We start from the raw sequence: 13074 nt of genomic DNA on the forward strand, positions 1-13074 counted from the left end.
TCAACCCCTTCCGCCAATGATGAATTCGATCCGCGATGCGCTCGCGCGCCTGCCGCTTCCTTCCGCGTCGTTGCCGCCGTCGAGCACGCCCAGCGAGCGCAGCCATTCGCGCTCGGTCAATCCCTGCACCGGCCCCGGCGAACGATCCTTGGCGTCGCGCAGCAGCACGCGCAGTGCGCCGACCTGCGATGCGATCACCAGGCTCTTGGCCTGCACCTGGTCCAGCTCCAGCGTCACGCTGGAGAATCCCTGCGCATCGCCCTCCGGCTGCCCCTCGCGCGCGATCCGTTCGCCGATCCGGGTACCCGTGGCGAGGACGCGCACCTGCTGCAGCAGCGGCATCACCCGCGTACCGGCACGCGCGTTCGCCGGCGCTGCCGTCTGGCCGTCGCTCTTGTCCTTCACGAACAGGATGTCGATGAGATCGCCCGGCACGATCATCCCCGAGATCGAATTGTTCTCGTCCACGCTCAGCGTGTAGGCCACCTTGCCCTGTGGGATCAGCGACGAGAAATGCTCGTTCAGCGGGATCAGCGCGCTGGCGCTCAGCGGCGCGCCACCGCGGACGGCGGCCCGCAGCATCCGGCCCTCGTACTCGGCATGGTTATCAGGCGTCACCGCATCGGCGGGCGCGAACTCCGCCGGCATCGAGCGCACCGCCAGGTCACCCGGCTGCACGATCGCTCCTTGCGGCATGTCCGCCAGCGGCACCGCCACGTCGATCATCCGGCGGTTGTCCTGGGTGCGCTCGGCCACCGTGGTCTGCACGTAGTTGACGGCGACCAGCGCCGCCAGCAGCGCCATGACCAGGGCGACGACGATGTAGATGTGATTCCTGCTGATCTTCGGCTTCTGCATGGGACGCAACGTGTGGGAAAGGGAGTCAACCGACCAAGATGTCGGAGGCGGAAATGGCGTGGACGAACGCCGCGTAGGCGTCCTTCAGTGCGATGACGATCTCGTCGATCACGTCGGGCTTGGCGATCAGGACGATGACCAGGGCGATCACCACGATCGAGTATTCAATGGTGGCTTGGCCGCGCTGGCGGGAAGGCGCGCGGCAGTCGGAACGCGCGGTCATTCGAGCACCGCCACGATCTCGCTGCCGGCGCGCGCGCGGATCGCGGTTACCGTGATCCGGCGTTCGCCGCGGGTGTAGCGCACCTGGCAGAGATCGCTCGCGGCCGCGCAGGGCGTGTCCGCCGGCGTCTTCGCGTAGCCCTGCGCAGCCAGCCGGCGGGTGTAGAACCGCTCGTTCTGGAAGGGGCTGTAGGCGTTGCTCAGGCGCAGGCTGCGCACCCGCTGCGGCGTGTCCATGTAGACGATGTCCTCGGCCACCTGCGTCTGCGGCATCCGCTCGAACCCCTTGCCCAGCACCTGCCGGGACAGGTCACGGTCGGGGAGCCGCATCACCCCGATCTGGCCCTCGGTCGAATCGCCGACGGGCGTGAGTTCGACAGTGACGTAATAGCGCCCGCCGGACAGATGCCCCAGCACGCTGCGGCCATGCGGCATCGGCGTGTCGGCCACCTGATCCTTCCACTGGCGAAGATAGAAGGCACGCACGCGGGCGATCGGCTGGTCGACCGTGAACCTGCTGGCGCTCATCGACAAGCCGTTGTAGATCATGTGGTCGCTGACCCGTTCGCCGCGCGCGCCCTGCGGAACCGGCACCGACGGCCAGTCCACGGCGTTTGCCGGGGCCATCGCCGCGGACAGGAGCAATGCCAGTGTCGTCACGAGGCGCGCGGCGCTCATTGATGCACCGGGTAGTCGCGCAGCTTGTCGGAAGGCACCACGTCCGGCTCGATGGTGCCGATCTTCAGGTCGCCCAGCGAACCGACCATGGGCAGGAGCGGCGCGATCGGCTTGAGCGCGCTGAAGATGTCGGTCAATCCGCTGGGCAACAGCGTCGCGGCGGGCACCAGTGGTTCGACCGTATTGACGACGCTGCGGCGGCCGCTGCGCGGACCAGACGCGTTCCAGGCATCCGCCAGCAGCGATTGCCTGCGGGTCTGCACCACGTCGAGCTGATCGAACGGCGCCAGGTAGGCAGGGCGGCTGCCGTCGCGGTTCTGCAGGTTGCGGTAATCCAGCCTCACCTCGGCAGTGACGTAGCCATTCGGATTCGGCGGAAACCTGCCGAGCCGGGGCAGCAACTTCAGTGCTTCGTCCATGTAGCCCGGCGAGGACGCGTTGCGCATGTCCGCGACCCGCAGATTGTCCCGCTCCAGCAACTTCTTACCGGAAAAGGTGTTGAGCATCTGGTCGTCGAATTCGCCCTGGGCATCGCCCGCGGGATTACTGCGGATCGGCGCATCGGCGGCGGCGAAGCTGCGGTCCAGCGCCTCGCGCTGCAGGCGCGCGCGCGCGGGCACGTCGTAGCCGTCGGACACCGTGGCCGACCACGCCGCATTGCGCGCCGCCTGCTGCGCCATCTGATTGGCATGCCCGAACTTGGCGACGATCGCGATCAGCAGGAACAGCGGCGTCAGCACCGCGGCGCACACCGCCAGCTCGGTCAGCGCCTGGCCACGCATCCGGCGGCGCGAAGGCATCGCGCGCATCTCAGTGCGCTCCCTTGCTGCTAGCTGCCGGCAGGTTGCCGGGCAACAGGCCCTTGCCGAGGCTGAAGGATTCCAAGCGGACGATGCAGCCCGAATCGCCTGCGGGTTTGCCTTCCAGCGGGATCTCGGTGAGGTAATCAGCGCCGCTCGAATCGAGGCAGGCAATCATGTTCACCGGTGCGTCCGAGAATCCCCACTGCCGGCCGCCCGACCACGTGCAGACCTCGTATTTTTCGCTGCGCCAACGCTTGCACGGCTGGCCCTGCACTTGGTCTTCGCCGACGAACGTCCAGCCCAGCGATGCCTGCAACTTCTTTTCCCCACCGGGATCCGACTCAAGCGGGAGGTAATAACCCTGTCCGGGCGCGGCCTCCTCGACCCGGTGGTCCTCGATCAACCGGGGAGAACAGATGCCGGCTGTGGTGTCTGGATCTCCGCCGCCAAGCGTCCAGTGGGTTTCGGTGATGCGTTGCTGGCGCCGGTCAATGCGGATCTCGACCCGGCCAGTTCCCAGCTTGGCCACGTCCTGCGCACTGAGTTCGTGCACTGCCCAGCCGGCATCGCGGCAGGTTTTCATGTTGAGGTAGTAGGTTTTCGTTTCAGGGTTGTCCCCGCTCAACCGATTTTCCCAGTGGAGCACTGCATGGACGGCCGGCAAGTTCGCGATGCCATCCGGTGCGGCATCTCCCGCGTTCCCGGCGTCTTTTCCAATCGCCGCGGGCTGACAGGCTGCACAGCAGGACAACAGCAAGGCGGATAGGGTCAGTCGCCGCAGGCTCACGGCGCACCTACCAGCAGACGACGGTCCATGTCGGGCGTGGCAACCAGCCGCGCCTGCCAGTACGGACTGAACATATTGCCCATTTCGAACTTCCCGTCGCTCCTGCCCCAGACTGAACGCCGGAACGGCGAATATTCGTGGGGTCGGTTGAAATACACCTGCGCGCTGGCCATCGCGCGGATCTGGTCGTGGCGCGCCTCGTCCTTCAGCGCCATCCGCCCGGCACCGATTCCCAGCGCGCTGCTGGTGGGGGCGGCGGCAATCGCCATGCCGACTTCGACCGTATAGATCGGCCCCGCGTCAGCCCCTTCCGGAATTTCCGAATAGGCATGCTTCGCATCGCGCTGTTTGACGTCGTCGTAGGCGAGATTCAAGCCATGCCGATACTGGTTCAGATAGGCTTTGTCCCGCTTGAAGCCCATTTCCTGACCGGCAGGATCACCCTCGATGAAGCGCCCGGAGATGCTTCCACGGGAAGTGCCGTTGTATGCCGCATACGTACGGTTGTCGTAGGGCGATTTCCAACCGCGGCCATTGCGCATGCCGGGGAAAAAATTCGGCTTGCGGCCATTGACCGCTTGGGTGCCGCCCCAGCCCAGCGGGAAATCGACATCGTCCAACGGCCACGGCAACGGTAGGTGGAATTCGAATACGTCCACCGCCGCCCAGCGGTCGTATTCCACCAGGTCGGTGCCGCCGCGATTGCGGAACACGCCGAACGCCGTACCTTCGCGCGCGCGCGTGAAGGTATCGCGCGATGCCATCACCACGTTGCGGTAACGCTCGGCACCCGCATTCGTGTTGTTCAGCCCCTGCCCTTTGCCGGGCATTTTGTAGTGCTCCAGCTGTGAAGCCGCCTGATACACGTTCTTGGCGAGCACGCCGCGGCCGATTGACGTGATCTCCGCGTCGGGGGCGTTGTCCCGCACCACCTTGCTGGCCATCGCGAAAACATTCGCCTCCGTGGCCGGCACGCTCAACGCCGCGGACGCCGCAAGCGCGTACGGATGATCGAACACCTGATCCAGCGTGCCGATCGCTGCATTGACGCCGGGGATGAAGGCATTTCGGAACCCCTTGAGCGCTTTGTTGAGCGCCGTCATCGCCCGGTCGATGGCGATGAGGACCTCGCCCAGTCCCGGCACCCAGCTCAGCAGCACCGAGACGACGTCCATGAACTTCTCGAAGTGGTACGAGGTGGAGTGCACCATCGTGAGCCAGGAGTTCAGGCTCACCATCTGCGCGATCGCCACTTCGTTCGCCACCCGCCCGCGGTTGAGATAGGCGGCCAGGTTGCGCGCCCGCGCCTGTTCCACGGCGATGCTGTAGGCGGCCGCGTCGGCCGCGTTGGTCACTTCCACCTTCCTGCCGACCACCTGCCCGGTGTTGAAGGTCACCAGCAATCCGATGCAGAGCACGATCAGCAGCACCAGCACCAGCGGCAATGCCTGGCCTTGTTGCCTGCCGCGATGGATGGATGCAAGTCGTTGCATGTGACGTCCTGTCAAAGGTGCCCATCCGATGCGCTTGCAACCGAATCGGCCATTCAGGCGGGCAGGGCAGCGTCGACGCGTTACTTGGCGTCGTTGGCGTAGTTGTACTTCGCCATGCCTTCCTTCTGCGGATCGTTGGCACGCCCTGCCGCGGCATTGGCGGACTTGTTCGCGTTCTCGATCGCGGAGTCGGCCTTGTTGCCGCTCAACTCCTTGGCCAGGCCCGCCGTCTGGTTGCGCACGGTCTTGCCGAACATCGAGAACACGCCGATGGCGGCAATCGCGATCAACGCCACGATGATGATGTACTCAGTCATGCCTTGACCGCGCTGGATGCGGCGGCCGGTGGTGCCGGAAGGGGAACGAGCCATGTCTTCTTTCTCCGTCAGCAAGGAACAACACCGCGCCTGCGCCGGACAGGCGCAGGCGCGGAACGACTCACTTGGCGTCGTTGTCCTTGTTGTATTCCTTCATGCCCTTGTCGGTATTGGCGCGCGTCTGCGCCGAAGCCGCTGCCGTCCCGGCCTGCTGAATCGCGGTATCCGCCTTGTTGCCGCTCAATTCCTTGGCGAGGCCGGCCGCCTGGTTGCGCACGGTCTTGCCGAACATCGAGAACACGCCGATGGCGGCGATCGCGATCAGGGCGACGATGATGATGTATTCGGTCATGCCCTGACCCGCCTGGTGACGGCCACTGCGGAAAATGCGATTGCGATTCATCCTTGCTACCTCGTGGTTAAGGGGATTGCCCCGGAAAGGTTTTCGCTTACGCCGCACACCGTGCAGACGCGCCGTCATCTCCACCCGGATCGGGCGTCGAGAAGCCTTCAGCGTGTTGTTCGTCCATGACTCGCAATGCCGCCCAAGCCATGGCGGGAGCGCCAAGGCCCAAGCCATGGCGCAAAACGTCACTTAGTGACGTTAATTGGCATAGTAACGATGTTTCGTGACGTGTAAAGCAAGCACTTATGACAATTGGAAATATGTCACTGAGATTCGCCAGAAATCATGTAAAGGTCGCTTGACATTACGTGCGGCGGTGCGCATCCTCTTGTCAAGCATCCTTGACATGCGGGAGTTGCATGATGAACAAGCCGCGGAATCTCAAAGCGACCGGCATCATCTGGCTGTGCGCCGGCACCACGTTTCTGGCCGCCGCCGTCATCAGCCACCAGTTCGCCTTCATCGGCGTGGGCATGGCCTTCCTCGGGCTGGGCATCGCCTTCATCGCCAAATCGCGCAAGGACTCACCATGACCATGCGCCGCTGGATGTGGATCTTCGTCGGCATCGGCCTGGCTGCCCTGGCGCTGGCCGCCGCCGGCCAGTGGCTGCTCGGCTGGCCATCCGAGCCGGTGGGCCTGTGGGCCGGCATCGGCGCCGGCTACCTGCTGGGCGCGGCGCTGTTCCTGCTGCTGCCGCGCTGGTGGCGGCAGCACTGCGACGAGATGTACGCGCAGCCGGCCGGGCGTCGCTATCTGCGCGCGCTGTGGCCGATCATGGTCGGCTATTCGCTGACCCTGTTCCTGTCGATCTGGCTGGTGAAGCGCGGCATCGAATCGGTGCCGCTGCGCGCGGCGGTGGCGGTGCTGCCGGCGCTGGCCATCGCCCTGCTGATGCGCGCCGCGCTGCGCTACCTGCGCGAGATCGACGAGTTGCAGCGCCGCATCGAAACCGAGGCGATCGGCATCGCCAGCCTGCTGGTGTCGCTGGTGTATTTCGCCGGCGGCCTGCTGCAGAAGGCGAAGGTCATCCACCTGGACGCGGCCGCCGCGATGATCTGGGTGTTCCCGCTGCTGTGCGCCATCTACGGCATCGCCAAGATGGTGCTGACCCGGAGGTACATGTGAGGCGCGCGCCGTGAACAACCGCCTGCGCGAACTGCGCGAACGCGAGAGCTGGTCGCAGGCGGAGCTTGCGCTGCGGCTGGAAGTATCGCGCCAGACCGTCAACGCGCTGGAGACCGGCAAGTACGACCCGTCGCTGCCGCTGGCCTTCCGCATCGCCCGCCTGTTCGCCTGCCGCATCGAAGACGTGTTCCTGCCCGACGAAGCCTGATCCCGTTTCCTTTTCCAACCGCAACCATCCAACGAGGTTGTTCCCGATGAATTCCCGCAAGACCAGAGTCGTCCTTGCCGTCGCGATCGCCGCCGCGATCTTCGGCTACAAGGCCATGCAACAGAAATCCGGCGCGGACGCGGACAAGGCGCCCGCCGGCAGGCAGGACGCCGCGCCCGTCGCAGCCGTCAAACCGGTGATGCTGGGCAAGATCGCATTCACGCCGTGCAGCCTCAGTTCGGAGATGAGCCGCGACAACGTGGACGCGCAATGCGCGACCTTCGACGTGCCGGAAGACCGCGCCAATCCGGGTGGCCGCCGCATCGCGCTCAACATCGCCTGGCTGCAGGCGACCGGCAACGGCGAGAAGATGCCGGATCCGGTGTTCTTCCTCGCCGGCGGGCCCGGCCAGGCGGCGGTGGAAAGCTATCCGGCCCTCGATCCGGTGTTCAAGGAAGTGCGCAAGCATCGCGCCGTGATCCTGGTCGACCAGCGCGGCACCGGCAAATCCAACCTGCTGTCCTGCGCCGCCATCGCCGAGGGCGACGACGGCGCCGGCGACGACGCGCCCGAGAAGATGCAGGCACAGGCCGCGCAATGCGCGCAGGCGCTGTCGAAGAAGGCCGACCTGCGCTTCTACACCACCACCGACGCGGTCGCCGATCTCGACGCCGTGCGCCAAGCCATCGGCGCGGCGCAGGTCAATCTGGTCGGCGTGAGCTACGGCACCCGCGTCGCCCAGCAGTATGCGATGCGCCATCCCGAGGCGATCCGCAGCATCGTGCTGGATTCGGTGGTGCCGAACGCGCTGGGGCTGGGCAACATCTTCGCCCGCAACCTGGACGACGCGCTGGCGCTGCAGTTCGCGCTGTGCACGAAGGAACCGACCTGCAAGGACAAGCTCGGCGATCCGCGCGCCGAACTCGACACGCTGCTGGTCAAGCTGCGCGCGCAGCCGGTGGCCGTGCAGTATCGCGACGCCACCAGCGGCGAAACCAGGCAGGACACGCTGCGCGCCGAAACCGTGGCCGCGCTGGTGCGCATGTACGCCTACATGCCGCTGGCCGCCGGGCTGTTGCCGAAGCTGATCCACGAGGCCAACGCCGGCCGCTACGAAAACCTGATGGCGCTGTCCAAGATGATGACCAGCGGCATGAAGGACGCCATGGCGATGGGCATGCAGCTGTCGGTGGTGTGCAGCGAGGACGCCGACAGCATGGTGTCGCGCGCCGAGGACGCCGGCACCGTGCTCGGCAACCTGATGCCGGACGGCATGGCGGCGATGTGCAAGGCCTGGCCGAAGGGCAACGTGCCCGCCGACTTCCACAAGCCGCTCGCCACCCGGGTACCGGCGCTGGTGCTGGAAGGCGAGTTCGATCCGGTCACCCCGCCGCGCTACGGCAAGGACGTGGTGAAGACGCTGCCGAACGGCCGCCTGTTCGTGCTGCGCGGCCAGGGCCACAACGTGATCGGCGCCGGCTGCATGCCGAAGCTGTTCGCCCAGTTCATGGAGAAGGCCGACGCCAGGGCGCTGGACGGCAAGTGCCTGGACACGCTCGCCTACGCCGCCCCCTTCACCAGCTTCAACGGCGCCGAGCCGTAAGCCTCCATCCAACAGGACCTTTGCAATGATCGTTGCAGAAAACCTCCGCAAGACCTTCCCCGGACGGGGCAAGGACAAGACGCCGGTGATCGCCGTCGACGACGTCGGCTTCACCGCGCGCGACGGCGAGATCACCGGCCTGCTCGGCCCCAACGGCGCCGGCAAGACCACCACGCTGCGCATGCTCTACACCCTGATGTCGCCGGAAACCGGGCGCGTGCTGGTGGACGGCGTCGACGTCGCCGCCGATCCCGAGCGCGTGCGCCGCAGCCTGGGCGTGCTGCCCGACGCGCGCGGCGTGTACAAGCGCCTGACCGCGCGCGAGAACATCGACTACTTCGGCCAGCTGCACGGCATGGGTGCGCAGGAGATCGCCGCGCGCACCGCCAAGCTCGCGGCGGCGCTGCAGATGGAGGACTTCCTCGACCGCGCCACCGAAGGCTTCTCGCAGGGCCAGCGCACCAAGACCGCGATCGCGCGCGCGCTGGTGCACGACCCGCGCAACGTGATCCTCGACGAACCCACCAACGGCCTGGACGTGATGACCACGCGCGGCCTGCGCGGCTTCCTCAAGGACCTGCGCGCGGAAGGGCGCTGCGTGATCTTCTCCAGCCACATCATGCAGGAGGTCGCCGCGCTGTGCGACCGCATCGTGGTGATCGCGCAGGGCCGCGTCGCCGCGCAGGGCACGCCGGACGAGCTGCGCGCGGCCACCGGCGAACCCAATCTCGAAGACGCATTCGTGAAGCTGATCGGCAGCGAGGAAGGACTGCACGCATGAACGCCAACACCCGCAACCACGGCGGTTTCCTCGCCACGCTGTTCACCGTGATGCGCAAGGAGTGGCGCGACTTCGCCCGCGATCGCCGTACCTTCTTCCTCAGCGTAATGGTGGCGCCGCTGCTGTATCCAGCGATGTTCCTCGGCATCGGCAAGCTCACCCAGATGCGCGCCGAAACCCAGCTGGAAAAGACCCTCAGCGTGCCGGTGGTGGGCATGGAGCGCGCGCCCAATCTGGTGAAGTTCCTCGCCAGCTACGGCATCGAGGCGCGCCCGGCGCCCGCCGACATCGAGGCCCGCGTACGCGCCCAGCAGGAAGACCTGGCGCTGAACATCGACGAGCATTTCGCCGAGGACTGGCATGCCGGCAAGCCGGCCAAGGTCGACGTGATCACCGACACCACCCGCCGCAACGCGGACGTCGCCGTAGCCCGCGTCAGCAAGGTACTGGAGAGCTATGGACAGGGCGTGGGCGCGATGCGCCTGCTGATCCGCGGCATCAATCCCGGCATCGCCGCGCCGCTGCACGTCGGCACCCGCGACATGGCCACGCCCGAAGCCAAGAACAGCCAGTTCATGTCGATGCTATTGCCGATGATCTTGACGCTCTTCGCCTTCATCGGCGGCGCGCACCTGGCAATGGACACCACCGCCGGCGAACGCGAGCGGCAGTCGCTGGAACCGCTGTTGGCGACGCCGGCGTCGCGCGCCGCGCTGGTCGGCGGCAAGATGCTGGCGGCGGCAATGCTGGGCCTGGCCTCGATGCTGCTGATCCTCGTCTCGTTCAAGCTGTCGGCGACGCTGGCCAGCGGCATGGCCAAGCAGATGGACGTCAGTTTCCTGGCGATGGGCAAGCTGCTGCTCACCCTGCTGCCGCTGGTGCTGATGGGCACCGCGTTGATCACCGCGCTGGCGGCGAGCGCCAAGAGCATGAAGGAAGCCGGCAGCCACATGGTGTGGTTGATGATGCTGCCGATGCTGTCGGGCGTTGTGCTGAGCGCGTATCCGCTCAAGGACACCACGTTGTGGCAGTACGCGGTGCCGTTCCTGTCGCAGAACCAGCTGATCCAGAAGATCACCCGCGGCGACGTGACATCCGTCGAACAGTGGGGCACCTATCTGGCCAGCTCGCTGGCGCTGGCCGCGGTGCTTTGGGCACTGGCGGTATGGCGCTACAAGCAGGAGAAGCTGGCGATTTCCGCCTGATCGAACGCTTCCGCCAAGCAACGAAAAAGCCCGGCGATCGCCGGGCTTTTTCTTGCCGCACGAAACGCCGCGCTTACTGCTCGAACGCGATCGTCCGCCGGCTGGTGGTGGCCTGGCCGACCGGCTGGAAGCGCCAGCGCTTCACCGCCGCCAGCGCCTCGCGCTCGAATTCGCGCTGGAACTGGCGCGGACCATCGGAAGACACCACCCGCGCACTGCTCACCGCACCGTCGGTGCCGACGGTGAACTCCACCTGCACCGTGGCCGTGGCGCCGGCGCGCTGGGCCGCCGCCGGATACTTGGGACCCGGCTGAGCGATCGGGCGCAGCTCGGTGGACGGTGCCGCCGGACGCGGACGCGCGGCCTGCTGCTGCGCCGCCTGTTGCTGACGCTGCTGCTCGGCGGCCTGCTGCTGGCGCTGCTGCTCGGCGGCGGCCTGGCGCTGGCGCTCGGCTTCCGCATCGGCGGCGGCCTGCTGCTGGCGCTGCTGGTCGGCCGCCTGTTGCTGGCGTTGCTGCTCCTGCTGCTTGCGCTGGTCTTCCTCGCGCTGCTTGACCAAGTCGGCCTTGCGCTTGGCTTCTTCCTCGGCCGTCAGCTTCTGCGTATCGGCCTGCTGCTTGAGCTTGGCCTCGCCGCTGGCGATGCTGGCCTTCAGCCGCCCCAGTGCCGGATGGTTGCCGTCGGCCTTGCCGATCAGGGCGAGCAGGCGCGAAGCCTCCTCGATGTCGTCGCGGGCGATGCTCTGCTCGGTGGCGATCACCGTCATCGGCAGCAGGTCGCTCAGCGCGCTGGACGCGCCGGCGTCGCCCGGTTGCTTGTCGCGCAGCGCGAGGTAGTACTCCATCGCGTTGTCGCCGGCCGGCGCGTACAGCCGGTTGTCGTTGTAGGCTTTGTTGGCCGCGTCGCGCAGCTGGTCGACGCTCATCGCCGACACCGAAGCGGCCACCACCGATTCCGGCGTGGGCGCGGGCTTGGCCTGTTGCGCGGCCTGCTGGCCGGCGGCCGCGGCATCGTCCTTCTTGCACGCCGTCAGCGCGCAGGCCACGGCCACGGTCAGTACGAGCGGCGCCCACCCGCCACGCGTTTTATCGCTTGCAGACATTCTGTTTCCCCTGTTGATGCGCAACGTTTTCGAGAATAGCACGCGGCAATCGGGTAGCTCTTGTCAAGGGATCCGCCCTACTTCCCGATGCAGAACGTGCCGAAAATGTGACCGAGCAGGCTGTCCGCATCCACTCGGCCGCCGATCTCCCCCAGCGCGGCATGTGCCTGCGCCAGCGCGTCCGCAGCCAGCTCCAGCCGCTCGCCGGCCAGTTCGCCTGCCGCCTGGCGCAGCCAGTCTTCGGCTTGGGCCAGCGCCTGCACGTGGCGCGCGCGCGCCGAGAAAGCGCCTTCTCCCGCGCCGCCGCCGGCCAGCGCGAACAGGCGCCGATGCAGCTCCGCCAGCCCGGCGCCGGTCTGCGCGGACACCGCCAGCGCGTCGTCGCCAAGCGCCGGCGGCGAAGGCAGCAGGTCCGCCTTGTTGTGCAGCCACAGCACCTGCGGCACGCCGTCCAGATCGACGGCCACCGCGGCGCGGCCGGCTTCGGGTTCACGCGCGTCCAGCACCACCAGTGCCAAGTCGGCGCGCGCCAGCTCGCCGCGGGCGCGGCGGATGCCTTCGGCTTCGATGGCGTCGTCGGCGCGACGCAGGCCGGCGGTGTCCACCAGGGTCAGCTCCACGCCGTCGATGCGCAGGGTTTCGTGCAGCAGGTCGCGGGTGGTGCCGGCAATGTCGGTGACGATGGCGCGGTCGCTGCCGGCCAGCGCGTTCAGCAGCGAACTCTTGCCGGCGTTCGGCGGGCCGACCAGCACCGCGTGCAGGCCATCGCGCAGCTTGCGCCCGCGCTCCGCTTCGTCGAGCAACTGCGACAGCGTTGCGCGCGCCTCGTCCAGCCCTTTGCGCAGCGCGGCGCCGCCCAGCGTGTCCAGCGGTTCGTCGGCAAAGTCGATCGCCGCTTCCACGTGCACGCGGATCGCCAGCACTCGCGCCATCAGCGCATCGACGCGCTGCGAGAACGCGCCGTCCAGCGACCGCCGCGCCGCGCGCGCCGCGCGCGCATCGCCGGCCGCGATCAGGTCGGCGAGGCCTTCGGCCTGGGCCAGATCGAGCTTGCCGTTGAGGAAGGCGCGCTGGCTGAACTCGCCTGGCTGCGCCGGGCGCGCGCCCAGCGCGATGCAGCGCGCGACCAGTTCGCGCAGCAGCACCGGGCCGCCGTGCGCCTGCAGCTCCACCACGTCCTCGCCGGTGAAGCTGGCGGGCGCGCGGAAATACAGGGCGATGCCGTCGTCGAGCGTCTCGCCGGCGTCATCGGTGAAGCGCGCGTACTGCGCAGAACGCACGCGCAGGGCGCGGCCGCAGATGCGCTCGCCGATGGACAACGCCGTCGGCCCGGACAGGCGCACGATGCCGACACCGCCCGCGCCGGGCGCGGTGGCGATCGCGACGATGGTGTCGGTGTCTTGCATGGGGAGATGATTGCAGAATCGACCGCGCATCGCGGGATGGCAGCGCGTGGCGAATCATGCCGGCATGCGCGTGGTTCAC

16 protein-coding genes are annotated in these 13074 nt (G+C 67.3%); 6 read left to right on the top strand and 10 right to left on the bottom strand.

Annotated elements, in window-relative coordinates:
• The 8 genes from cpaB to H9L17_RS08340 all read right to left on the bottom strand — a co-directional run bounded on the left by cpaB (window position 1) and on the right by H9L17_RS08340 (window position 5510).
• Window positions 1–858, bottom strand: a complete 858-nt coding sequence (cpaB, locus tag H9L17_RS08305) for a Flp pilus assembly protein CpaB (protein ID WP_187569014.1) — start codon at window positions 856–858, stop codon at window positions 1–3.
• Between the two features lie 25 nt (window positions 859–883).
• Window positions 884–1081: a hypothetical protein gene (locus H9L17_RS08310; RefSeq protein ID WP_187569015.1), complete on the bottom strand. Its 198-nt coding sequence runs from the start codon at window positions 1079–1081 to the stop codon at window positions 884–886.
• Complete coding sequence (locus H9L17_RS08315; protein WP_187569016.1) at window positions 1078–1758, bottom strand: hypothetical protein; 681 nt, start codon at window positions 1756–1758, stop codon at window positions 1078–1080. The genes H9L17_RS08310 and H9L17_RS08315 overlap by 4 nt, the downstream gene beginning before the upstream one ends.
• The gene (locus H9L17_RS08320; protein WP_246455052.1) at window positions 1755–2567 is read right to left on the bottom strand and encodes a TadE family protein; all 813 of its coding nucleotides are present in this window, start codon (window positions 2565–2567) and stop codon (window positions 1755–1757) included. The genes H9L17_RS08315 and H9L17_RS08320 overlap by 4 nt, the downstream gene beginning before the upstream one ends.
• A 1-nt stretch (window position 2568) precedes the next feature.
• Window positions 2569–3348 (bottom strand): hypothetical protein, encoded by a 780-nt coding sequence (locus H9L17_RS08325; protein WP_187569017.1) that lies wholly within the window; start codon window positions 3346–3348, stop codon window positions 2569–2571.
• Complete coding sequence (locus H9L17_RS08330) at window positions 3345–4841, bottom strand: pilus assembly protein TadG-related protein (RefSeq protein ID WP_246455054.1); 1497 nt, start codon at window positions 4839–4841, stop codon at window positions 3345–3347. Before H9L17_RS08330 ends, H9L17_RS08325 begins: the two co-directional genes overlap by 4 nt.
• 80 nt (window positions 4842–4921) lie before the next feature.
• On the bottom strand, window positions 4922–5212 hold the full coding sequence (locus tag H9L17_RS08335; protein ID WP_187569018.1) for a pilus assembly protein: 291 nt from the start codon (window positions 5210–5212) through the stop codon (window positions 4922–4924).
• 67 nt (window positions 5213–5279) lie between these two features.
• Complete coding sequence (locus H9L17_RS08340) at window positions 5280–5510, bottom strand: pilus assembly protein (RefSeq protein ID WP_246455059.1); 231 nt, start codon at window positions 5508–5510, stop codon at window positions 5280–5282.
• 416 nt (window positions 5511–5926) lie between these two features.
• Between H9L17_RS08340 and H9L17_RS08345 the strand changes: the two genes are divergently transcribed.
• From H9L17_RS08345 to H9L17_RS08370, 6 genes are read left to right on the top strand one after another with little or no spacing between them, the layout of a single operon-like run.
• Window positions 5927–6097 carry a hypothetical protein gene (locus H9L17_RS08345; protein ID WP_187569019.1) on the top strand — a complete coding sequence of 57 codons (171 nt, stop codon included), beginning with the start codon at window positions 5927–5929 and terminating at the stop codon, window positions 6095–6097.
• Entirely contained in the window at window positions 6094–6690 is a 597-nt protein-coding gene (locus tag H9L17_RS08350; protein WP_187569020.1) for a hypothetical protein, read from the top strand. The genes H9L17_RS08345 and H9L17_RS08350 overlap by 4 nt, the downstream gene beginning before the upstream one ends.
• A 10-nt stretch (window positions 6691–6700) precedes the next feature.
• Window positions 6701–6898, top strand: coding sequence for a helix-turn-helix transcriptional regulator (locus H9L17_RS08355; RefSeq protein ID WP_187569021.1), 198 nt, complete (start codon window positions 6701–6703; stop codon window positions 6896–6898).
• Window positions 6899–6944: 46 nt separating this feature from the next.
• Complete coding sequence (locus H9L17_RS08360) at window positions 6945–8501, top strand: alpha/beta fold hydrolase (protein WP_187569022.1); 1557 nt, start codon at window positions 6945–6947, stop codon at window positions 8499–8501.
• 25 nt (window positions 8502–8526) lie between these two features.
• Window positions 8527–9282, top strand: coding sequence for an ABC transporter ATP-binding protein (locus tag H9L17_RS08365; protein ID WP_187569023.1), 756 nt, complete (start codon window positions 8527–8529; stop codon window positions 9280–9282).
• Window positions 9279–10487 (top strand): ABC transporter permease, encoded by a 1209-nt coding sequence (locus tag H9L17_RS08370; RefSeq protein WP_187569024.1) that lies wholly within the window; start codon window positions 9279–9281, stop codon window positions 10485–10487. Before H9L17_RS08365 ends, H9L17_RS08370 begins: the two co-directional genes overlap by 4 nt.
• A 73-nt stretch (window positions 10488–10560) precedes the next feature.
• On the opposite strand, the gene H9L17_RS08375 is transcribed toward H9L17_RS08370, so the two are convergent.
• Window positions 10561–11589, bottom strand: a complete 1029-nt coding sequence (locus H9L17_RS08375; protein ID WP_187569025.1) for an energy transducer TonB — start codon at window positions 11587–11589, stop codon at window positions 10561–10563.
• A 77-nt stretch (window positions 11590–11666) separates the two neighbouring features.
• A complete protein-coding gene (gene mnmE, locus H9L17_RS08380) occupies window positions 11667–12995 on the bottom strand; it encodes a tRNA uridine-5-carboxymethylaminomethyl(34) synthesis GTPase MnmE (RefSeq protein ID WP_187569026.1) in 1329 nt (442 codons plus the stop codon).
• Window positions 12996–13074 lie beyond the last annotated feature (79 nt).

The organism is Thermomonas brevis (assembly GCF_014395425.1).
Classification (GTDB): domain Bacteria; phylum Pseudomonadota; class Gammaproteobacteria; order Xanthomonadales; family Xanthomonadaceae; genus Thermomonas; species Thermomonas brevis.

Coding starts and splice junctions, on each gene's coding strand:
- H9L17_RS08320 (WP_246455052.1), bottom strand. CDS start 2,567: ATGCGCGCGATGCCTTCGCGCCGCCGGATGCGTGGCCAGGCGCTGACC.
- H9L17_RS08370 (WP_187569024.1), top strand. CDS start 9,279: ATGAACGCCAACACCCGCAACCACGGCGGTTTCCTCGCCACGCTGTTC.
- H9L17_RS08335 (WP_187569018.1), bottom strand. CDS start 5,212: ATGGCTCGTTCCCCTTCCGGCACCACCGGCCGCCGCATCCAGCGCGGT.
- H9L17_RS08375 (WP_187569025.1), bottom strand. CDS start 11,589: ATGTCTGCAAGCGATAAAACGCGTGGCGGGTGGGCGCCGCTCGTACTG.
- H9L17_RS08360 (WP_187569022.1), top strand. CDS start 6,945: ATGAATTCCCGCAAGACCAGAGTCGTCCTTGCCGTCGCGATCGCCGCC.
- H9L17_RS08345 (WP_187569019.1), top strand. CDS start 5,927: ATGAACAAGCCGCGGAATCTCAAAGCGACCGGCATCATCTGGCTGTGC.
- H9L17_RS08340 (WP_246455059.1), bottom strand. CDS start 5,510: ATGACCGAATACATCATCATCGTCGCCCTGATCGCGATCGCCGCCATC.
- H9L17_RS08310 (WP_187569015.1), bottom strand. CDS start 1,081: ATGACCGCGCGTTCCGACTGCCGCGCGCCTTCCCGCCAGCGCGGCCAA.
- H9L17_RS08350 (WP_187569020.1), top strand. CDS start 6,094: ATGACCATGCGCCGCTGGATGTGGATCTTCGTCGGCATCGGCCTGGCT.
- H9L17_RS08315 (WP_187569016.1), bottom strand. CDS start 1,758: ATGAGCGCCGCGCGCCTCGTGACGACACTGGCATTGCTCCTGTCCGCG.
- H9L17_RS08330 (WP_246455054.1), bottom strand. CDS start 4,841: ATGCAACGACTTGCATCCATCCATCGCGGCAGGCAACAAGGCCAGGCA.
- H9L17_RS08365 (WP_187569023.1), top strand. CDS start 8,527: ATGATCGTTGCAGAAAACCTCCGCAAGACCTTCCCCGGACGGGGCAAG.
- mnmE (WP_187569026.1), bottom strand. CDS start 12,995: ATGCAAGACACCGACACCATCGTCGCGATCGCCACCGCGCCCGGCGCG.
- cpaB (WP_187569014.1), bottom strand. CDS start 858: ATGCAGAAGCCGAAGATCAGCAGGAATCACATCTACATCGTCGTCGCC.